The organism is Actinomadura alba, from assembly GCF_014323705.1.
Taxonomy (GTDB): Bacteria; Actinomycetota; Actinomycetes; order Streptosporangiales; family Streptosporangiaceae; genus Actinomadura_C; species Actinomadura_C alba.
The window spans coordinates 244,042-266,078 of the sequence record NZ_JABVEC010000005.1; the positions used below are offsets into that span (position 1 = coordinate 244,042).

Below are 22,037 nucleotides of genomic sequence, written 5' to 3' on the forward strand. Positions count from 1 at the left end.
GATCACAGATCGTCTGCACATAGATGGAGGATGGTCATGACGCATCCCGTAGGCCGTGAGCGGGTGGCCTTGGTGTTGTTGTGCGCGGCGGTGTTCCTGGACTCGATGGACCTGTCCTTGATGGGCGTGGCACTACCCGCCATCGGCGCGGACCTGTCGCTGCCGGAGAGCACCTTGCAGTGGCTGATGTCGGGCTACGCCGTCGCCTACGGCGGATTCCTGCTGCTAGGCGGCCGCATGGCCGACCTGGTCGGGCGGCGCAGGATGTTCCTGCTGTCGCTGGCGGTGTTCGCGGCGGCGAGCCTCGCCGGCGGCCTGCTGTCGTCGGGCTGGCCGCTGGTCGCCACCCGGGTGATCAAGGGCGTGGCGGCCGCGCTGACGGCCCCCGCCGCGCTGTCGCTCATCACCACCACATTCGCCGAGGGGCCGCGCCGCAACCGGGCGCTGGGGGTCTACGCGCTGGCAGGCGCGACGGGCTACAGCGCGGGACTGATCGCCTCCGGGCTGCTCACCGAGATCAGCTGGCGGCTGGTGTTCTTCCTGCCGATCCCGATCTCGCTGCTGGTGCTGGTCACCGCGCCGCTGGTGCTGCCACGCGGGGACCGGCCGACTGCGCCCGCCGGTGGTTTCGACGCCGCCGGTGCCGCGGCCGTCACCGGCGGCGTGCTGCTGCTGGTGTACGCGCTGACCGAGACCAGTTGGCAGGCCGGCGTCGTGGCCGCGGGTCTGCTGGGCGCCTTCATTTTCATCGAACGCCGGCAACGGACCCCGCTGGTCCCGCTGGGAGTGTTTCGGTCCCGCAGGCTGACCGCCGCCAACCTCGCGGCGCTGGCCTGGGCGTGCGCGACCATCGGCTGGCAGTTCGTCGCCGTCCTCTACCTCCAGCAGGTCCTGGGCTACACCGCGCTCACCACTGGGCTGGGGATCGTCCCGATGGGCCTGGCCATCGTGGTGACCGCCAACCTGGCGGGACGGCTGATCAGCCGCTGGGGCCTCGGCCGGGTCGCCGCCGCCGGTTTGCTGCTGCAGGCCGCAGGCATCCTGCTGTTCCTGCGGGCCGGCACCTCAGGCGACTACGTCACAGTGTTGCTGCCCGCGCTGCTCATACACGGAGCGGGCAACGGGCTGTCGTTTCCCAGCCTCAACATCGCCGCCGTCGGCGGACTGCCCAACGACCAGCAAGGCCTGGCCTCCGGCCTGGTCACCTCCGCGGTCCAGATCGGCGCCGGCATCGGCGTGGCGGTCCTGGCCGCCGTCATGGCCCTCGGCGACTCCACCCTGGCCGGTTACCGGCTGGCGTTCCTGACGGCCGGGAGCTTCTCGCTGCTCGGCGCCCTCGTCGCCCACCTCGGCCTACGCGCCCCGGCGGCCGGGCCCACACGCGTGACGACCCGAGCCTGATCATCGTCCTGCCTTGGAGGCACATCTCATGACCCTGGACCTCACCCCCGACGAGCTGCTGTCCACCACTCGCGCGGTGCGCAGGCGCCTCGACTTCACCCGGCCGGTGCCCCGCAGGCTGATCGAGGAGTGCGTGGACCTGGCCGTCCAGGCGCCGACCGGCCGCAACCGGCAGCGCTGGCACTTCCTGGTCGTCACCGAGCCCGCCCAGCGGCGGGCCGTGGCCGACATCTTCCTGCGGGCCCTGCCGCTGGCGGTCGGGCAGCCGCTGACCAAGCGCGACCTTTGGCGCATGAACTACCACCCCGGCTCGACCGAACGCGTCTTCGACGGCCTGCGCCACCTGGCCGACAACATCCACCGGGTGCCCGCCTTCGTCATCCCGGCCGTGGAGGGCCGCACCGACCGCGCCCCCGTGGCCGTCCAGGCCGGAGCATGGGGCTCGATCCTGCCCGCCACGTGGAGCTTCATGCTCGCCGCCCGCGCCCGCGGCCTCGGCACGGTGTGGACGACCGCGCAAGGCCCCCTCGAACACGAACTGGCCCGGACGCTCGGCGTCCCCCACGACGAGGTCATGCTCGCCGCGTTCATCCCCCTGGCGTACACCATCGGGACCGACTTCAAGCCCGCCCGACGCATCCCCCGCGAACAGATCCTGCACTGGGACCGCTGGTAGGCCATCGAGAGGCCGCCAACGAACACCGCAACCGTTGGTCGGTCAGTCCACGGGAGAGCCGAGGCTATGGCTGCGGCCGCCCGCCAAACCGCCAGTCGTGGACCTCGACGCTCTCGTACAGCCCGGCCCGGGCGTAGGGCTCCTGCGCGATCAAAGCCTCAGCGGAGCTTCGGTCCGGCAACTCGGCCAGTATCGCGGTTCCGCGCCATTCGGCACCATCGTCGGACAGCAGCGGTCCGCATGCGATGAGGCGCTCGTGGTAGCCCTCGTCGAGATAGTGCCGGTGCGCTTGGCTCAGAGCGTCGCTGATCGCAAGCACACCCGGCCTGCCGTGCGCCATGATCAGGAAGCGGTGGTAGCCGGCGGTGCTCCCGCTGTACTGCCACATGGTGCGCCCCAGGGTGTTGCTCCAGCGGCGCACCAGCACCTCGTCGTACACGCCGGCCTTGTAGTTGGGCTCGTCGAACGCGAACGCCTGCGCGGCCTGGACGTCGGGCAGGTCGACGATGTGCATACTGCCGGTCGCGGCCGCGCCGTCGGGGGTCAGGGTGGGGCCACGCGCGATCATCGCTTCGGCGTACCGGTCCATGAAGGTCCAGTGAGCTTCGGCCAATTCCGAACGCAACTCCCCAGAATCTGGCCTATCACGGCAATAAACGAAGTACTCCATGCCGCCCTCGCTGGTGAGCATCAGATCTGCGCAGTCGATTTGGTGAGCACGAACCCTACCAGCGATCACCTTGGATTCAGACAAACGCCGGCAGGTCTACCAGGGCACCATCGACGTCGCCTCGAACGGTGCACACGTGTCGCCGGCCGAAGATGGAGTACGTAGAGCGGCAATAACTCCTTGCGGTCGCCAGAATGCGCCTGGTGGCGAGATGTTAGGGATTGGTCAAGGTTGGCGCCGCTGAGATGGCTCCACGCCGAATTCAGGTTTCAGTGGAGTTGCGCTCGCCGCGTCGGGGGGACGGCGAGACGGCCCGCATCCCGTGGCCGTCAGGCCCACTCAGGAGGAGTGTATTTAATGCGGAAGACCTCGAAGCTCAACAGGTCCACTCGGAAGATCGCAGCCGCCGTCACTGTGCCGCTGGTGACGGCCGCGGCCCTCGCGGTCACCGCGCCCCCGGCCTCCGCCGCGACGACGAAGTGCTCCGGTTACCAGTACCGAACCGGACCCGTCGTCACCCAGGTCGCAGTCAAGACGTGTGTCGTGGCGAGCGGGAGCTCGCGCTATGCGTACATCCTGGTCGAATGGGCCCGCGCCTACGGCGGTACGGACTGGGACCTGTTCAAGGTCCACGCGCGTCTTGAGCGGAATGACGGCAACTATGCCACGAAGTGGTGCGACTTCACTGACTCGATGAACAGGTACCAGAACGGCCGTCTCACGTGCAGAACCGCAACGGTCAGCTCTTCCGTGAGCGGCGGATGGACCGGTGACGGCATCGTCAACTTCAACATCAATCTCGATGGTCTAGGGACGAAGACCTGGGAACTTGGCGGGTCGCCCAGCGTGAGCTGATCGAGGGAGTAGCCACACGGTTGCGATGAGCGCCTGTTCGACTTCGGTCGCGGGCGCTCATCGCACAGGCCGTGGCCCGCCGGCCCTGGGCACGCCGAAAGTGATAAAAGGAACGTCGCAGGCGTAAAGAGAATATGCGCCCCTTATGGAATGAAAGTCACCGACGCGTGACGGGCTCCATCGGGGGCCGGGCCATCGGTGATCAACTTGTGACCTCCGAACGCTCGATGGGCGGTGAGAGAACGATCTAATCTGCGGCTGCAGACGAGGAAACGCGACCCAGCGGCACTTACGTTGGCCGGCCGCTGTGTTCCATTCCTCTGGCACAGATCCTTCATGGGGAGCCGCATGAGAGTTCTGCTCGTGGAGGACGATCGCCGTTTCGCGGCCGCGTTGACGAAGTCGCTGCACCAGTGCGGGTACGAGGTCGAGCATGTCACGACCGTCGCTGCGGCGATGCGCGCACCTTTGTGCGATGTGTTCCTCCTGGATCTCACGCTGCCCGATGGCGACGGCCTGGACGTATGCCGGAAGCTCCGCGCCCACAGTGACGTCGCCATCATCATGGTGTCCGCCCGCGGCACCGAACGCGACAGGGTGAACGGCCTTCGCGCCGGCGCCGACGACTATCTGGTCAAGCCGTTCGGCATCGCCGAGTTGCAGGCGAGGCTCGACGCGGTGCTCCGCCGGGTCCGGCCGCGGGCGGCGGGAGTGCGCGTGCTCGGCGGGCTCCGGGTCGACCTGGACGGTCGCCTCGCCTATGTGAACGACGCCCTCGTGAAACTGACCCCGAAGGAGTTCACCGTCCTCGCCGTCCTGGTACGTGAGACGGGCGTCGTGGTCAGGCGCGAGCAGCTGATCCGGGAGGTCTGGCAGACCTCTTGGCGAGGCAAGTCCCGTGCCCTTGACGTGCATGTCTCCACGTTGCGCACGAAGGTGCGGGCCGCGGCCCGGGTCGAGGCCGTGCACGCCGTCGGCTACCGGTTGCGGGCACTCGACCAGGCGGAAGAGCCCGCCTGGTCAGGGAACGGTCCGTACCTCACGTACCCGTACCCGTCGTACGGGTGACCCTGATGGATCCCGGATGAGACGTCGTCTGCTCGCGACGTATCTGACGTTGCTGGTCGTCGTGCTCATGGCGCTGACCGTGCAGCTGGCGATCACTTCGGCCTCCCGGGACACCCAGACGATGTTCATGGACCGGGTCAACGACACGGTGCGGTTCGCCTCGCTCGCGGAGACGGCGCTGCGTACCGGGCACACGTCCGCCCTTGAGGCGGAGCTTCGCCAGTACGAGGGGCTGTACGGCATCGGTGTGATCATCGTCGGTCGGGATGGCGGTCTGCTCCTGGTGTGCGGGGCGCCGGTCGATTTCAATGCGCCGTGGATACGCGATGCGGTCGACGACGCACTCTCGGGCAACCGGTCGGCCACCGCGGACATCATCTGGCCGTGGAGCGATGAACCACTGGTGGTCATCGAACCGGTCGGACGGGGCGGCGAGGTCGTCGGTGCCGCAATGACGTTGTCCCCGACCGCCCGGCTGCGCGGGGCGATGTTGCGTGGCTGGGCCGTGCTCGCGGCCCAGGGACTGGCGGTGCTGCTGATCGGGGCCGGCGCCGCCTTCCCGCTCACCCGCTGGCTGCTGCGCCCGGTGCGGCAGCTCGACAGAACGGCGCACGCGCTGGCCGAGGGACGCCTCGGGGAGCGGGTCGGCATCACCTCCGGGCCGCCGGAACTGCGCCGGCTCACCAAGTCGTTCGACGCCATGGCCGAGCAGCTCTCGGTGCTCATCGACAGGCAGCGCGCGTTCGTCTCCTACGCCGGCCATCAGCTGCGCACGCCACTGGCGAGGCTGCGGCTGTCGATGGACAACCTCGCTCCCGCGGTCCTCCCCGCTGGATGCGACGATCACCAGATGGTGGTGGAGGAGATCGAGCGGATGGCGCGCCTCTACGACGCGCTCCTGACGTACGCATCGGTCGAGGCCGCCTCCGTCGAGGTCGGCACGGTCGACCTGGCCGAGATCGCCGACACCCGGGTGGCTCGCTGGGCGGAGGTGGCAGAGGAGGCCGGGGTCGTACTGTGCCGGACCGGTGAACGTTCGGCCACCGCGAGCGCCGCGGCCGACACGATCGACCAGGTTCTCGACGCCCTCATCGAGAACGCCGTCAAGTTCGCCGGCGTCGGCAGCCGGGTCACGGTGGCGGTGGAGGCGACGGCACCGGACCAGGTGGCCGTCCGGGTCATCGACGACGGCCCGGGGATGCCGGAAGAGGATCTCCGCCGGGCGATTGAGCCGTTCTGGCGGCACCCCAAGGACCAGAACCTCGAAGGGTCCGGCCTCGGGGTCACCATCGCGCACGCGCTGGTCACGGCCTGCGGCGGCACCCTGGAGTTGCTCGCGGCCGACCCGCGCGGCCTGGAGGTAAGCGTCCGGCTGCCCACGCCCGCGGCCGTTGAGGAAGGTGGCATCCGCTCATGAGGGGATCGCGCGCCATCGCCTTGGCCGCCGCCCTGCTGCTGGTCGGCGCCCTCACCGCCTGCGAGTCCTCCACATCCCCGCCGGCGCATGTCGTCATCGCCAGCGGCGGGGTCGGCGGTGTGTATCACGCGCTCGGGACGGCCTTCGCCGGTGCCATCAGGAAAAGCTGGTCCGCCGAGACGGACGTCATGACCACTGCGGCGGCCATCGAGAATCTGCGGCTGGTCGCCGGCGGCCAGGCGGACGTCGGATTCGCGACGGTGGACTCCGCGGCGTTGGCCATTGAGGGCTCGGGCCCCTTCGACGAGTCGTTGCCGATCGTCGCGCTGGCCGGTCTCTACGACGACTACCTGCAGATCGTCGTACGGGCTGACGGGCCGCTCCACGAGGTCGGTGACCTGCGGGGGCGCCGCGTTTCCACCGGATCGGTGGGATCGGGCACCGAGGTCGTGGCGAACAGGGTGCTGAAGGCGGCCGGCATTGACATCGACACGGGGATCAGCCGGCACCGGCTCTCAGCCGTCTACTCGGCCGAGGCGCTCCGCAGCGGACAGATCGACGCGTTCTTCTTCACCGGAGGCCTGCCCACCCCGGCGGTGGACGAACTGGCCCGGACGTTCCCGATTCGGCTCCTGCCGGTGGGCGAACTGGCCGCCGACCTCTATCGCAGGTACGGCGACGTCTACCTGCCCCGATCGATCCCGGTGAACCTCTACGGTCTCGCCAAGGAGGTCACGACCGTGGGCATCCCGAATGTCCTGGTCGTGCGCCGGAGCATGAGCGACGCTGACGCCAGGGCGCTCACCGCCCTGCTCTTCGCCTCCAAACCCACGCTGGTGGCCGCGCACGCGGAGGCGCGGCGACTGGACCGGCGCGCCGCCCTGGCCACCTTCCCGGTCCGGCTGCACCCAGGGGCGGCGGCGTACTACCGGGAGTCGAAGGTGCTGGCCCTACGAACGGCCGGAACGAATCACCACCGCTATTCCAGAGTTCGGCGACAATCACGACCGCCGAGCGTTGAAACGCGCCTCACGTCCGGTTCGCTCCGCCGCATCGCTCGCGGCGGCTACGCCACCCGACCCGGACCACGGCCCGCCGAGTAAAACCCCTTCTCGACGCTCATAAGCTACCGTCGGTGACCACTGAACGTCCTGACCTACCGCTGATCGCCGACGAGCGTGCGATGCTCCGCGCCCACCTCGACTTCCACCGCGCCACCCTCGCCTGGAAGTGCGACGACCTGGACGACGACGAGCTGCGCGCGCAGGCGTCGAATCCTTCGACGCTCTCGCTGCTCGGGCTGATCCGCCACATGGCCGAGGTGGAGCGCACCTGGTTCCGTAAGACAGTGAACGGCGAGCGTGACCTGCCCAATGTCTGGTCCCACGCCGACGACTACCAGACCGCCTACGACCCGTCCGGCTGTACCCGCGAGGAGGCCTTCGCCGCTTGGCAGACCGAGGTGGAGCACGCCCGCCGCATCGAGCGCGCGGCCACGTCCTTTGATCTGGTCGTCCACCAGCCCCGCTGGCACCAGGACGTCTCGCTCCGCTTCGTCATGCTGCACATGATCCACGAGTACGCGCGGCACAACGGCCACGCTGACCTCGTTCGCGAGGCCATCGACGGCACCGTGGGCACGTGACATCGCCCCGGACCCGAACTATCCCTCGGCGATCGGCCGGTAGGTGCACACGTTCACGCCCGCGTCGCTGGTGACCGTGGAGACCTGAGGGCGAGTACCCCGATAGGTATTCCTATTAATCCGGTATGGACAATATGGATTAGGGATGCCAGCATTGTGCCCATGCGCCCGGCAAGCGCGCTCATCACGCGCCGCTACATCGATCTCCTACGCGTGTGCAGCGCCTGCTGTAGGCAACGCGGCTAACCCAGCCCACCCCCTCCTCCGCCATCCGGAACACGTGGACCGATTCATCCGGCTCCGCGTGTCCGCCATGCATGCCATCGGCCATTCGGCCTTGTTTCAATCCCCCCCGTCTCAGAAGGAGACAGTGTGCGCTCGTTGAGATCCCGACCCCTCATGGCCCCGCCCCGGCCCGGTCGTTCCCGGATCACCCCTGACCGCCGTACTGTGGCAGCCGCCGCCGCGATGATGATCGCGCTGTCCGCGGTGACCGCCCAGGCGGCAGCGGCTTCCGAGGAACGTCCCGACGTAGCTCTGGAGTGGTACGACACCACGGCCGCGACGATCACGACGGCCGGATCGGCGACGCAGGTCACCAACAGCCGCACGTGGGCGATCAGCTGGCTGGCGGCCGCCCGCGCGCTGCGAGCCGTCCCAGCGGGTGTGCCCCGACGCGACTACGAGGACGCCGCGCTGGCCGGAGCGGTGCACTCGGCCCTGATAGCGCTGGTCCCCGCCCGTACCCAGGAGCTGGACACCGCCCTGCGCCGCACACTGGCCCGGATCCCGGACGGCCCAGCCGAGGACCGGGGCGTCGCGACTGGCGCTGACCAAGCACGCATCGTGCTGGCGTCCCGCGACGGCGACGGGCTCGACCCGGACTCGGTGAACGCCCCGTTCCCGGTACCCGCCCCCGAACCGGGCGTCTGGCAGCCGACGCCGCCCTCATTCGCCCCGGCCGCCCAGGCGGGAAACCGCAATGCCCGCCCCTTCCTGCTGGAACGGGCCGACCAGTTCCGGCTCGATCCGCCGCCTGCGCTCGGTTCAGCCCGCTACCGGGCGGACCTGTCCGAAGTGCTCGCGTACGGCGCCGCCGACAGCACGGTACGTACGCCCAAGCAGACCGAGACGGCCTCATTCTGGCTCGGCTCTTCATTCACCCTCTACACCGAACCGCTCCGAGTCGCACTGACCCGATCACCTCGATCGCCGGCGGACCGGGCGAAGCTCGTGGCGCTCTTCCACATCGCGCTGGTGGACACCCAGATCGCGACCTCCGACAGCAAGTACGCCTACCTGCGTTGGCGGCCTGTCACGGCCATCCGTTCAGCCGACAACGACGGAGACCCCACCACCTCGCCCGATCCGGACTGGACACCACTGCACACCACCCCGGCCCACCCCGACTACCCGAGCGGGCACAACACCTATTCGGGCGCGGCCGAGGAGGTGCTGACCGCCCTCGCGGGCCACCGCACCGCGCCATTCCACCTCACCAGCTCCACCGCACCCGGCGTCACTCGTACCTACACCACCTGGCACGCCCTGACACAGGAGAACATCGACGCGCGGGTCTGGTCCGGGATCCACACTCGGTCCGCCGATAAGGCCGGTGTCACCCTCGGCCGCCTGGTGGCCGAGCACACCCTTCGTAACGCCAAGCTCCTCTTCCGTTAAAGCGGCGGCAGAACGCAGCCGGTCGGCCGGCAGCGCCGACCGGCTGCGGCGGCAGGACAGCGGTCACTGTCCCGATGGGACGAGGCCCGCGGCCGGTAGATGACCAGATCGCTTCCGGCTTCTCTGAACCGCGCCCAGCAGGTGACGCGATGGCCCGTACTCGCATGCGATGCAGGTACGGCGCGCGCACGTTGAAGACTCATCCAATTCGATCACGAAGACACGGCCCGCGCAGCGGGCGCATCGCGCACTCACCACCTGATGTGTGGGATATCCGCAGTCCTCCACTTTGAGGTAGGCGGCCAAGTCATCCGCGCCCCGGCGTTCCGCGCCGAGCTGCTCCGCCGCCGGCCTGAACTCGCCGACGACATCGAGCCCTGGCATGAGGACCTCGGCTGGTGGGAACCGTGGGGACGTACGGAGCTTCGTGGTGGCTGTCAGCAGCCTATTGACATTCATGCCTGTCATGCGGATGATCATCTCGCCCGGTCCGGCTGATCATGAGGTTCCGGGTGTTCACGGTCCTGCCGAACGTCTATGACCTGTCGTCGTCCACCGGACGGTGTCGTGTGGCCCCGCCGCTCGAGCGCCGTCGTTTCATCGGGGTCTGTCCGTCTCCTGCAATCTGGGAGGGCGTTGCCCCTGGATCCATGCGCTCTGACGGTCTCTGATGTTTTGACAGGAGTAATGATGCGCGTGACCTCTAGGCGTCCCGTATTTCTCTCACTTCTCGTCGCCGTGGTCGTCGCCCTCGGGTTGTTCAGCCCCGCGGTCTCGGCGTCGGCCCCCAACGTCGACAAGTCCCTTTCGTCCTCGGCCAAGTCCATCCCCACCCCCAAGAACTACTTCGGCTTCGCGATGGGGACGTCCGGACAGCTGGCCACGCACGACAAGATGATGAGCTATCTGAAGCTCACGTCGCAGAAGTCCAACCGGGTCAAGTACTACGTGGCCGGTAAGACCACGATGGGCAATGACTACCCGTACCTGCTGGTCAGTTCACCGGACAACCTGCGCGACGTCGACAGGCTCGCGGCGATCAACCGGCGGCTGTCGGACCCCCGCGGGCTCTCCGACGACGAGGCGCGCAGCCTCGCCAAGCAGGGCAAGCCGTTCCTGATGATCCAGTCGGCGATCCACTCGACCGAGGTCGGCAACACGCAGGCATTGATGGACGTGGTGCACCGTCTGGCCACCGAGCAGTCCGACACCATCAACGGGATGCTCGACAGGGCCGTCCTGATCGTGGTGCCCGCGCAGAACCCCGACGGCCAGAAGCTGGTCAACGACTACTTCAACGAGACGGCGGGCACCTCGTACCGGCGCACCTACCCGGACCTCTACCACAAGTACACCGGCCACGACGACAACCGTGACTGGTTCATGTTCACCCAGGTGGAGCCGCGCTACTACATCGGCCTGCTCGCCAAGTACCGGCCGTCGCTGGTGCACATCCTCCACCAGATGGGGGCGAACAACGACCGGATCTTCGTCCCGCCGTACAAGGACCCGTTCGACCCGAGCATCGACCCGCGGGTCGTGCAGACGACCAGCGAATTCGGCCTCGGCATGGGCGGCGCCCTCACCCGTGATGGGAAGAAGGGCGTGACCTGGAGCAACACCTACGACTGGTGGCTGCCGTCGGTGTTCTACGAGCCGTACCACGGCATCCCGAACGTCCTGACAGAGATCGCCAGCGTGCGTGACCTCGCCTACCCGAACACCTCCGCGGACGGAAAGCCGCTCGGACCGCAGGACCAGCGGACCAACCGCGTGGAGCCGTACGACAGCGCCACCTGGACGCTGGAGCAGATCGTCTCGTACGCCAAGACGGCGACGTTCGCCAACATCGAGAACGTCGGCAAGAAGGGCGAGGACCTGCTGTACAACATGTACCAGGTCAGCCGGGACAACCTGAAGTGGAAGGGCGACCCCTACGCCTACGTGGTGCCCGCCGACCAGCGGGACCCCTACGCGGCGTACGAGCTGCTCAACATCCTGCAGACCGGGCAGATCGAGATCGAGCGCGCCACCCAGCCGTTCACCGCGAACGGCAAGCAGTACGCGGCCGGCAGCCACGTGATCCGGATGACCCAGCCGTACAGCCGGTGGGCCGACAGCCTGCTCAAGATCTGGGACTACCCCGAGATCAGAGCATGCGAGACGTGTCCCATCACCCGGCCGTACGACGTGACCGGCCACACCCTGTGGATGCTGTTCGGTGCGAAGGTCGACAAACTGAGCCAGCCGTTCAACGCGTCGCTGCAGCGGGTCGCCAAGGTGGAGCCCGCCGCCGCGCCGATGCCGCCGGCCCCGGGTGGTGCCTACCTGGTGCAGCCGAGCTCGTACGGCGTCGGCAAGTTCCTGGCGGGTCTGCAGAAGGCCGGGGTGCCGACCTTCCGTACCGCCGAGGAGTTCACCTCCGGCGGCACGAAGTTCGCGCCGGGTTCGCTCGTCGTGCCGCCGACCGAGCAGGCCCGCTCGGTGCTGACCGGTCTGTCACAGCAGACCGGGATCCTCGTGCACGGTGCCGACAAGGCTCCGAAGGTCGAGGGCTTCCAGCTCAAGTCCGGCACCAAGATCGGGCTGTTCCGCGGCATCAACAACATGCCGGGCGGCTGGCTCTGGTGGCTGTTCGAGCAGTACGGCGTCAACTCGAAGAACATGGTCGCCGACGACTTCAAGGGCGACCTGAACGACGCGTACGACACCATCGTGCTGCCCCAGGGCATCACGCGGAACACCATCGTCAACGGCCTGCCCAAGGCCGAGGTGCCCGAGCGGTTCCACTGGGCGGCCGGAGTCGGCGAGGAGGGCCTGGCGAAGCTGCGTGACTTCGTCGAGGACGGTGGCACGCTCGTCGCCCTCGGCAACGCGTCGGCGACGGCACGCGACCTGCTCAACCTGCCGGTCAAGGACACGCTGCCCGACCCGAGCGACGACTTCTTCGTGCCGGGGGCCCTCGTGGACCAGGAGTTCGACACCACCAACCCGGTGGCGTGGGGAATGCCGGAGAAGTGGCCGGTGTGGTTCCACACCAACGACGCGGCCTTCGAGGTGACCGACCCGTCGAAGACCAAGGTGGTCTCGAAGTACCCGTCCTCGGGTGAGATCGTGCAGAGCGGCTACGGCGCCGGCTCCGACAAGCTGCACGGGCTCACGGACGTCGCCTCGTTCGAGGTCGGCAAGGGCAACGTCGTGATCGCCGGAACCCAGGTCTCGTACCGGACCTGGTCGCGCGGCACCATCACGATGCTGTTCAACGCGATGTACCACGGGCCGTCGGCCAAGGTGAGCGCGCCGAAGCTCAACTGACGGCCGGAAACCCGTTGTAGAGATCAGGAGAGCGCCTCCCTGCGGTCCCTCCCCATCCTGGGTGGGAATGCCGGGAGGCGCTTTCATTTCTCGCGCCGCGTCCTCGGTCGCCGGACGGCAGCGGACCTGACCGGCGTACTTACTGATAGTTCACCAATCAGATGCTGACAAATCCGGCACGGGCGGCTTAGGCTCTGGCGGTCTCTACGACTTCTCTCCAGAGGACCCCATGTTCGCCAGATCCCTCAGCACGCGCCGCGGGCTGATCGCCTCGGCCGTCGCCGTGGCCTTCACCGCCGGTGTGTTCGCCGCCTCCACCCCCGCGGCGAGCGGTGGCACGGCTCACAACGACACGGGCCGCCACCACAGTGGCGGTGACAACCGTACGGTCGACCTGCAACTCCTGGCCATCAACGACTTCCACGGCAACCTCGAGCCGCCGCAGGGCTCCTCGGGTGAGGTGACCGAGCTCGACCCGGCCACCGGTACCACCAAGGCCGTGAAGGCGGGGGGCGTCGAATACCTCGCGACCTCGCTGCGCAACGCGCGCAACGGCAACAAGAACTCCATCACCGTGGCGGCCGGTGACATGGTCGGCGCGAGCCCGCTGCTGTCCGGGCTCTTCCACGACGAGCCAACCATCGAGGCGCTGAACAAGGTCGGCCTCGACGTCGCGGGCGTCGGCAACCACGAGTTCGACGAGGGGGCGGCCGAACTGCTCCGCCTGGAGAAGGGCGGCTGTCACCCGGTCGACGGCTGCTACACCGAGGGACGCGAGTTCAAGGGCGCCGACTTCCCGCTGCTCGCCGCGAACGTCCTGTCGGAGAAGACCAAGCGCCCGATCCTGGCGCCGTACTGGATCGAGGAGCGCCAGGGCGTCAAGGTCGGCTTCGTCGGCGTGACGCTCGAGGGCACGCCCAACATCGTCACGGCCGAGGGCGTCAAGGGCCTGGAGTTCCGCGACGAGGTCGAGACGATCAACACCTACACGCGTGCTCTCAAGAAGCAGGGCGTGAAGGCCATCGTCGCGCTCGTGCACGAGGGCGGCCTGCCCGCCTCGTCGGCGTACAACTACGACTGCGACGGAACCCCGAACGGGATCTCCGGGCCGATCGTCGACATCGCCAAGGGGATCGACCCCGAGGTCGACGCGGTCATCACCGGCCACACCCACCAGGCGTACGTCTGCACCATCCCGGACCCGTCGGGCCGGCCGCGCATGGTCACCAGCGCCTCGTCCTTCGGACGGCTCTACACCGACCTGGACATGCGCTACGACCGGCGGACCGGTGACATCGTCCGTACGTCGGTCAAGGCGGCCAACCACGTCGTCGTCCGCACCCAGGCGGCCACCGACCTCACCCAGCTGCTCACCGACTGGAAGAAGCTGGCCGACCCGGTGGCGAACCGCCCGTTCGGCTACATCACCGCGGACATCGACGGCCGGCGCAGCACGGCGTACGAGAAGCCGCTGGGCAATGTGATCGCCGATGCCCAGCTCGAGGGGCTCGCGCCCGCCGACAAGGGCGGAGCGCAGCTGGCGTTCATGAACCCCGGCGGCATCCGCGGCGACCTGGTGCACGCCGCCTCCGGTAACGAGGGCAACGGGGTCGTGACCTATGGCGAGGCCTTCGCGGTCCAGCCGTTCACGAACATGATGAACGTTATGGATCTCACCGGCGCGCAGATCCTCACCGTCCTGCAGCAGCAGGTCAGCGGTGTCAACGCGGCCTCGATAAAGATCCTCCAGGTGTCGAAGGGCCTCACCTACACCCTCGACCTGACCAAGACCGGCGCCGACCGGATCGTCGCCGACTCGGTACGCCTGAACGGCGCGCCCCTCGCCCCGGCGGCGACCTACCGGGTGGCGATGAACGAGTTCCTCGGCGGCGGGGGTGACGGCTTCCCCGTCTTCAGGGACGAGGGCAAGAACAAGCTGGTCGGCCCCTCGGATCTGGACCTGTTCACGGCCTACCTGGCCGCGCACTCCTCGGCCGCGTCGCCGCTGGCGCCGCCCGCCCAGGACCGCATCACCGTCGTCCAGTAGGGGGTCACGACATCGTTGAGTCGTGGCGTGTCGGGCCCTCATGCCGCTAGAAGACCCCGACACGCCACGACTCAACGGGGGGTTCATCCGGGTTCTCCGAAATTTGTGGGAGCGTGCCCACGCACATCCCGCTGGTCGGGGCTTGATCGTTTTCTTCCGGCGGATTGCCGGGCTTGTATCCATTGTGTGCTGGATCACAAGTAGTTAGCATCGCGCGCATCGAAGCGATTCGACGAATCGGTTCGACACCCAGGCTCCACCCCGTCCTGGAGGAACCCGATGTTCAAGAGAGGCAAGGGCGCCGCACTGCTCGCCGCGCTCACCGCGGGATCGCTGGCACTCTCCGCCTGTGGCGGCGGCGACGATACGTCCGGCTCGGCCGGCAAGGAGCTCAGGCTCTGGCACTACGAGGGTCCCACCAGCGCCATGGGGGTGGCCTGGAAGCAGGCCATCCAGGAGTTCGAGTCCACCCACCCGGGCGTGAAGGTGAAGTTCGAGGAGAAGGGCTTCGAACAGATCCAGAAGACCGCGCCCATGGTCCTCAACTCCAAGGACGCCCCCGACGTCATGGAGTACAACAAGGGCAACGCCACGGCCGGACTGCTGTCCAAGCAGGGCCTGCTGACGGACATGACCTCTGAGGTCACCAAGCGGGGATGGGACAAGCTGCTCGGCCCGAGCGTCCAGACGACCGCGAAGTACGACGCCAAGGGCGTCATGGGCGGGGACAAGTGGTTCGGCGTGCCCAACTACGCCGAGTACCTGATGGTCTATTACAACAAGGACCTGTTCGACGAGAACGACGTCAAGGTGCCCACCACGTTCGCCGAGTTCACCGCAGCGATGGACGCCTTCGTCAAGAAGGGCATCACGCCGCTGGGCAACGGCGGCGCCGAGTACATGGCGCAGCAGTACCTCTACCAGCTCGCCCTGACCAAGGCCGACCGGGCCTGGGTCGACGGCTTCGAGCGCTACACGAGCAAGGTCGACTTCCACGACGCCGCATGGACCTACGGCGCCACCACCTTCGCCGACTGGGTGAAGAAGGGCTACATCGCCAAGAACTCCGTCGGGGTCAAGGCCGAGGACGCGGGCGCCGCGTTCATCTCCGGCAAGGTCCCGATGCTGTTCTCCGGCAGCTGGTGGTACGGCCGGTTCGCGAGCGACATCAAGGCCTTCGAATGGGACACCTTCCTGTGGCCTGAGACCAAGCTGACGCTGGGATCCAGCGGGAACCTCTGGGTCGTCCCGCAGGGCTCCAAGAACAAGCGACTCGCCTACGACTTCATCGACATCACGATGAAGAAGGGGATCCAGAACACGCTCGCCAACAACGGCGGTGTGCCGGTGGCGGCCGACGAGGCCGTCGTCAATTCCCCCAAGAACAAACAACTGATCCAGAACTTCGGCACGCTGGTCGGCACCGACGCCTTGGCGTTCTACCCGGACTGGCCGGTCGCGGGCTTCTACGACACGTTCGTGGCGCAGACCCAGAAGCTCATCAACGGCAGCGCACCGCCGGACCGGGTCCTGGGCGACCTGCAGAAGGCCTACGACAGCGGCCTGCCCAAGTGACGGCCGGTCACCGGCGACCATGACAGGACAAGCGAGCGCGGCCCCGGAGGCACCGGCGGTGCGGCGCCCGGCCGCCGCACCGGGGCCCATCCGCGCCGGGTGGCGCTCCCACGACCGCGCGGCGTACCTGCTGTATCTGCTCCCCGGGCTGCTGCTGTTCGTCGGCGTCATCCTGGTGCCGTTCGTCATGAACGTCGGCACGAGCCTCACCGAGTGGTCCGGGGTCGGGACGCCCCGGTGGGTGGGCCTGGACAACTACAAGACGCTGTTCTCGGACGGCGAGTTCTGGGCCTCGTTCCGGCACAACGTCGCCCTCATCATCGCGATGGCGATCATCCCGACGGCCATCGGGCTCGTGCTCGCCGCGGCGTTGACCGACTTCATCGGCAAGAACTTCGGCGGGCGTACGGCCAGCGTGCTGCGGGCGTGCGTCTACCTGCCCCAACTGCTGCCGATCGCGATCGCAGGCATCGTCTGGAGCTGGATCCTCGCTCCGGAGAACGGGGCGGTCAACGAGCTCCTCGCGGCCGTCGGCCTGGACTCGCTCGCACATGACTGGCTCGGCGATCCGAAGACCGCGATGGCCGCCGTCATGGTGGTCATGGTCTGGATCCAGATCGGCTTCCCGCTGGTCATCTTCATGTCCGGCCTCCAGCGGGTCGATCCCTCTCTCTACGAGGCGGCGGAGATCGACGGGGCCTCGTGGTGGCGGCGGTTCCGGCACATCACGATCCCGCAGATCCGGCCGGAGATCTTCGTCTGCCTACTGTGGTGCACCATCGCCTCGCTGAAGGCCTTCGCGCCGATCTACGTGCTCACCAAGGGCGGGCCGGGAGGTGCCACCAACGTGCCGTCGTACTTCTCGTACCAGAACTTCTTCGAAAAGACCGACGCCGGCTACGGCTCGGCGATCGCCACCGTGCTCACCCTGATCATCGTGGCGCTGACCGTCGTCTTCCTGCGGGTGCAGAGCAAGGACCTGGAGGAGCGATGAGCGCCACCGCCGCGCAGTCACCGATCAAGCCGCGGGTGAGAACGCGACGGCGGCGCGACCCCTCGAGCCACATGGTCCTGGTGGCGCTGATCGTGCTCGCCGCCGTCATGCTGCTGCCCTTCGTCATCGTCGTGTTCAACGCGCTGAAGACGCCGCAGGAGTACGGCGCGAACGGCGCGCTCGCCCCGCCCGAGGGGTTCTACCTGCAGGGGCTCAAGGACTTCTGGGAGCGCGTGGACTTCGGCCGCAAGCTTCTGAACAGCATCATCATCAGCGGCTCGGTCGCCGTGCTGGCGGTGATCCTGTCGGTGCTGAACGCCTATGCCCTCGGCATCGGCCGGATCAAGGGTCGACTGTGGATCCTCGTGCTGCTGCTCATGGCCAACACGCTGCCGCAGGAGGCGCTGGTCTACCCGCTCTACTACCTGTCGAAGCAACTCGGCATCTACGACACGAGACTCAGCGTGATCATCGTGTTCGCGGTGATCCAGAGTGCCTTCGGCACCTACCTGCTGTCATCGGTGCTCGGAGCCTTCCCCAGGCCCCTCCTCGAAGCGGCGCGCATGGACGGGGCGAGCAAGTGGCAGGTGCTGTGGCGGATCATCGTCCCGGTCACCCGGCCGACCCTGTCGGTGCTGCTGGTGTTCTTCTTCATCTGGACCTGGAACGAGTTCCTGATACCGCTCGTGTTCCTCATCTCCAACGACAACCAGACCGTCTCGGTCGCCCTCGGCGTGCTCCATGGCCAGCGCCTCATGGACGCCACGATGTCGAGCGCCTCGGCCCTGCTCGGCATCCTCCCGACGCTCATCTTCTTTCTGATCTTCCAGCGCACACTCACCCGTGGTCTCACGGCGGGGTCGATCAAATGACCCCGGCCCGGCCCTGCCCGAGTCTGAGAGGTACGAGCGGTACATGAAGTTCACCGATGGCTACTGGATGCTGCGGAAGGGCGTGCACGCCGCTCACCCGGTCGAGGTCCTCGACTGCACGGTCGCCTCCAGGACTCTCGTGGTCCACGCGCCGACCAAGCGGATCCGGCACCGCGGCGACCTGCTCAAGGGCCCGTTGGTGACGATCGCGTACTCCAGCCCGATGCCCGACGTCATCGGCGTCAAGATCACGCATTTCGCGGGGGAGGCCCCGCAGCGGCCGGAGTTCCAGCTCCAGGACGGATCGGCGGATCCGCGGATCTCCGTGGGCGACGATGCGGCGGTGCTCGCCTCGGGCGCGCTGTCCGTACGCGTCGACCGGGGCGAGGAATGGCGGGTGGACTTCCTCGCGGGCGACCGCAGGCTCACCACGAGCGGGCCGAAGGCCGTCGCCTTCCTCGAGACCGGCGACGGCGGCCACTACATCCGTGAGCAACTGGAGCTCGGCGTCGATCACCACGTGTACGGCCTCGGCGAGCGCTTCGGCCCGCTGGTCAAGAACGGCCAGACGGTCGACATCTGGAACGCCGACGGCGGCACCGCGAGCGAGCAGGCGTACAAGAACGTCCCGTTCCTCCTCACCGACGGCGGCTACGGCGTCTTCGTCAACCACCCCGGCGCGGTGTCGTTCGAGGTGGCCTCCGAGGCGGTGTCGCGGACGCAGTTCAGCGTCGAGGGCCAGTCGATGGAGTACTTCCTCATCTACGGGCCCACGCCCAAGGAGATCCTCCGCAAGTACACGGCCCTGACCGGCCGGCCCGCACGGCTGCCCGCCTGGTCGTACGGCTTGTGGCTGTCCACCTCGTTCACCACCTCCTACGACGAGGCCACGGTCACCGAGTTCATCGACGGCATGGCCGAGCGTGACCTGCCGTTCAGCGTCTTCCACTTCGACTGCTTCTGGATGCGCGAGTACAACTGGTGCGACTTCGAGTGGGATCCGCGCACCTTCCCGGAGCCGCGCGCGATGCTGGACCGGCTCAAAAGCCAGGGGCGGGACCGCGGCGGGCTGCGGATCTCGCTGTGGATCAACCCGTACATCGCGCAGCGCTCGCCGCTGTTCGCCGAGGGCAAGGCCCTGGGCTACCTGCTCAAGCGGCCGAACGGCGACGTGTGGCAGTGGGACCTGTGGCAGCCCGGCATGGGCCTGGTCGACTTCACCAATCCCGAGGCGCGCGAGTGGTACGCCTCGAAGCTGGACGCGCTGCTCGACATGGGCGTCGACTGCTTCAAGACCGACTTCGGCGAGCGCGTGCCGACCGACGTGGAGTACTTCGACGGCTCCGACCCGGAGCGGATGCACAACTACTACACCCACCTCTACAACCAGACGGTCTTCGACCTGCTGCGTAAGCGCCGGGGCGAGGCCGAGGCGGTGGTGTTCGCCCGGTCGGCCACCGCCGGCACCCAGCGGTTCCCGGTGCACTGGGGCGGCGACAGCGAGTCGACCTTCGCCGCGATGGCCGAGAGCCTGCGCGGCGGGCTCTCACTCGGCATGTCCGGGTTCGGCTACTGGAGCCATGACATCGGCGGGTTCGAGGGCACGCCGGACGCCGCGCTGTTCAAGCGGTGGATCGCGTTCGGGCTGCTCAGCTCGCACAGCCGGCTGCACGGCAGCCACTCGTACCGGGTGCCCTGGCTGTTCGACGACGAGGCGGTCGATGTCCTGCGGTCGTTCACCCGGCTGAAGCTCAGCCTCATGCCGTACCTCTCCGGCGCCGCCCGGCAGGCGTCCGCCGAGGGGATACCGATGATGCGGGCCATGGTGGTCGAGTTCCCCGACGACCCGGCCTGCGCGCACCTGGACCGGCAGTACATGTTCGGCGACGACCTGCTCGTCGCCCCGGTGTTCTCGGCCGACGGCGAGGTCTCCTACTACGTGCCCGAGGGCACGTGGACGCACTACCTCTCCGGCCGGCGCGTGACCGGCCCGCGGTGGGTACGGGAGCGGCACGGGTTCGACAGCCTGCCACTGCTCGTACGGCCCGGCGCGGTCGTTCCGGTGGGCGCGGTCGACGATCGGCCGGACTACGACCACGCCGCCGGCGTCACGCTGCGAGCGTACGAACTGACGGACGGCGCGACCGTCACGACCGCCATCCCCGGACCGGACGGGGAGAGCGCCGCCACGTTCACGACCACCCGCCACGGCGGCGAGGTGCGGGTCGAGGCGGCAGGTGCGCCACCCGGCTGGCGGGTGCTGCTCGTCGGTGTACGTTCCGTCGAGTCGGTCGGCGGAGGAACGGCGACCGAGCACGAGCAGGGCACGCTGGTCCAGGCCGAGCAGGACACACTCTCCATCAGGGGGATCTCATGACTGACCGGAGGACGGTGTTTCCCGAGGGCTTTCTGTGGGGTGCCGCCACCGCCGCGTACCAGATCGAGGGCGCGGCGGACGAGGACGGCCGGACCCCGTCCATCTGGGACGTCTACAGCCGTACGCCGGGCAAGGTCCTCGACGGGGACACCGGTGACGTGGCCACCGACCACTACCACCGGTGGCCCGAGGACCTGCGGTCGATGGCCGACCTCGGCTTGGGCGCGTACCGGTTCTCGATCTCCTGGCCGAGGGTGCTGCCGGAGGGCGGGCCCGGCCTCAACGGCAAGGGCGTGGACTTCTACTCCCGGCTCGTCGACGGCCTCCTCGACCGCGGGATCGCGCCCGTCGCGACGCTGTACCACTGGGATCTGCCGCAGGGCCTGGAGGAGGCCGGCGGCTGGCCGGCCCGCGACACCGCCCTGCGGTTCGCCGACTACGCGGAGCGGATCGGGGCGGTGCTCGGCGACCGGGTGCACACGTGGACCACGCTCAACGAGCCCTGGTGCACGGCCTTCCTCGGCTACGCCTCCGGCGTGCACGCGCCCGGCCGTACCGACCCGGCCGCCTCGCTGGCCGCCGCCCATCACCTCAACCTGGCGCACGGCCTGGCCACCCGCGCGCTGCGGAGCGTGGTGTCGCCCACCGCGCAGCACTCGATCACGCTGAACCTGCACCACGTACGCGGTGAGCCCGAGGCGGCCCGCAAGATCGACGCGGTGGCGAACCGGATCTTTCTCGGGCCGCTGCTGGACGGGTGTTACCCGGCAGACCTGCTCGCGGACACGGCCGGCCTCACCGACTGGTCGTTCGTGCGCGACGGCGACGAGGCCGCCATCGCCGCGACGCCGGACGCCCCCCTCGACGTGCTGGGCGTGAACTACTACTCGCCGACGCTCGTACGGATGTGGAACGGGGACGGCGACGGGTCGCGGGCCGCCGCCGACGGGCACCGCCAGGGCGCGGCGTCACCGTGGCCCGGTGCCGACGACGTCGAGTTCGTACGCCAGCCCGGGCCCTACACGGAGATGGGCTGGAGCATCGACGCGACGGGGATGGAGGAACTGCTGCTGCGATTGCACCGCGACCACCCCGGCCTGCCGTTGATGATCACCGAGAACGGCGCCGCGTTCGACGACCGGGTCGCGCCGGACGGGCACGTGCACGACGACCGCCGGATCGCGTATCTGCGCGACCATCTCGCGGCGGTGGCGCGGGCCATCGCCGCCGGGGTGGATGTGCGCGGCTATTTCGCGTGGTCTCTGCTCGACAACTTCGAGTGGTCCTATGGCTACTCCAAGCGTTTCGGCATCATCCACGTCGACTATGCGACGCAGCGGCGCACTTGGAAGGACAGTGCCCTGTGGTATCGCGATGTCATTTCCGCCAACGCCATTGTGTCGGAGGTGTGACGCGTTTAGCATTTAATTATCGAAACGCTTCAA

Annotated in this window: 16 protein-coding genes; 15 read left to right on the plus strand and 1 reads right to left on the minus strand. The window is 68.2% G+C overall.

Annotation, left to right across the window (positions count from 1 at the left end; genetic code table 11):
* Positions 1-36 precede the first annotated feature (36 nt).
* Together HKK74_RS09855 and HKK74_RS09860 are read left to right on the plus strand one after the other, a co-directional pair.
* A complete protein-coding gene (locus HKK74_RS09855; RefSeq protein ID WP_187242801.1) occupies positions 37-1,401 on the plus strand; it encodes an MFS transporter in 1,365 nt (454 codons plus the stop codon).
* Between the two features lie 13 nt (positions 1,402-1,414).
* On the plus strand, positions 1,415-2,077 hold the full coding sequence (locus tag HKK74_RS09860; RefSeq protein ID WP_246491376.1) for a nitroreductase family protein: 663 nt from the start codon (positions 1,415-1,417) through the stop codon (positions 2,075-2,077).
* A gap of 64 nt (positions 2,078-2,141) precedes the next feature.
* Here the strand turns inward: HKK74_RS09860 and HKK74_RS09865 are convergent, their stop codons facing one another.
* The gene (locus HKK74_RS09865; protein WP_312881384.1) at positions 2,142-2,768 is read right to left on the minus strand and encodes a YciI family protein; all 627 of its coding nucleotides are present in this window, start codon (positions 2,766-2,768) and stop codon (positions 2,142-2,144) included.
* 336 nt (positions 2,769-3,104) lie between these two features.
* Between HKK74_RS09865 and HKK74_RS09870 the strand changes: the two genes are divergently transcribed.
* The 13 genes from HKK74_RS09870 to HKK74_RS09930 all read left to right on the plus strand — a co-directional run bounded on the left by HKK74_RS09870 (position 3,105) and on the right by HKK74_RS09930 (position 22,004).
* The gene (locus HKK74_RS09870; protein ID WP_187242802.1) at positions 3,105-3,602 is read left to right on the plus strand and encodes a hypothetical protein; all 498 of its coding nucleotides are present in this window, start codon (positions 3,105-3,107) and stop codon (positions 3,600-3,602) included.
* Between the two features lie 348 nt (positions 3,603-3,950).
* The gene (locus tag HKK74_RS09875; protein ID WP_187242803.1) at positions 3,951-4,670 is read left to right on the plus strand and encodes a response regulator transcription factor; all 720 of its coding nucleotides are present in this window, start codon (positions 3,951-3,953) and stop codon (positions 4,668-4,670) included.
* Positions 4,671-4,686: 16 nt separating this feature from the next.
* Positions 4,687-6,087: a sensor histidine kinase gene (locus HKK74_RS09880; protein ID WP_187242804.1), complete on the plus strand. Its 1,401-nt coding sequence runs from the start codon at positions 4,687-4,689 to the stop codon at positions 6,085-6,087.
* Entirely contained in the window at positions 6,084-7,190 is a 1,107-nt protein-coding gene (locus HKK74_RS09885; protein ID WP_187242805.1) for a TAXI family TRAP transporter solute-binding subunit, read from the plus strand. Before HKK74_RS09880 ends, HKK74_RS09885 begins: the two co-directional genes overlap by 4 nt.
* A 32-nt stretch (positions 7,191-7,222) precedes the next feature.
* On the plus strand, positions 7,223-7,732 hold the full coding sequence (locus HKK74_RS09890) for a DinB family protein (protein ID WP_187242806.1): 510 nt from the start codon (positions 7,223-7,225) through the stop codon (positions 7,730-7,732).
* 450 nt (positions 7,733-8,182) lie between these two features.
* On the plus strand, positions 8,183-9,412 hold the full coding sequence (locus HKK74_RS09895; RefSeq protein ID WP_222722075.1) for a vanadium-dependent haloperoxidase: 1,230 nt from the start codon (positions 8,183-8,185) through the stop codon (positions 9,410-9,412).
* A 696-nt stretch (positions 9,413-10,108) separates the two neighbouring features.
* Positions 10,109-12,727: a M14 family zinc carboxypeptidase gene (locus tag HKK74_RS09900; RefSeq protein ID WP_187242807.1), complete on the plus strand. Its 2,619-nt coding sequence runs from the start codon at positions 10,109-10,111 to the stop codon at positions 12,725-12,727.
* A 229-nt stretch (positions 12,728-12,956) separates the two neighbouring features.
* The gene (locus tag HKK74_RS09905) at positions 12,957-14,774 is read left to right on the plus strand and encodes a bifunctional metallophosphatase/5'-nucleotidase (RefSeq protein WP_222722076.1); all 1,818 of its coding nucleotides are present in this window, start codon (positions 12,957-12,959) and stop codon (positions 14,772-14,774) included.
* A 279-nt stretch (positions 14,775-15,053) separates the two neighbouring features.
* Positions 15,054-16,349, plus strand: coding sequence for an ABC transporter substrate-binding protein (locus tag HKK74_RS09910; RefSeq protein ID WP_187242808.1), 1,296 nt, complete (start codon positions 15,054-15,056; stop codon positions 16,347-16,349).
* Between the two features lie 19 nt (positions 16,350-16,368).
* Positions 16,369-17,343 (plus strand): carbohydrate ABC transporter permease, encoded by a 975-nt coding sequence (locus HKK74_RS09915; RefSeq protein ID WP_187242809.1) that lies wholly within the window; start codon positions 16,369-16,371, stop codon positions 17,341-17,343.
* The gene (locus HKK74_RS09920; RefSeq protein WP_187242810.1) at positions 17,340-18,215 is read left to right on the plus strand and encodes a carbohydrate ABC transporter permease; all 876 of its coding nucleotides are present in this window, start codon (positions 17,340-17,342) and stop codon (positions 18,213-18,215) included. Before HKK74_RS09915 ends, HKK74_RS09920 begins: the two co-directional genes overlap by 4 nt.
* A 43-nt stretch (positions 18,216-18,258) precedes the next feature.
* A complete protein-coding gene (yicI, locus tag HKK74_RS09925) occupies positions 18,259-20,592 on the plus strand; it encodes an alpha-xylosidase (RefSeq protein WP_187242811.1) in 2,334 nt (777 codons plus the stop codon).
* Positions 20,589-22,004, plus strand: coding sequence for a GH1 family beta-glucosidase (locus tag HKK74_RS09930; protein WP_187242812.1), 1,416 nt, complete (start codon positions 20,589-20,591; stop codon positions 22,002-22,004). Before yicI ends, HKK74_RS09930 begins: the two co-directional genes overlap by 4 nt.
* The last annotated feature ends 33 nt before the right edge of the window (positions 22,005-22,037 follow it).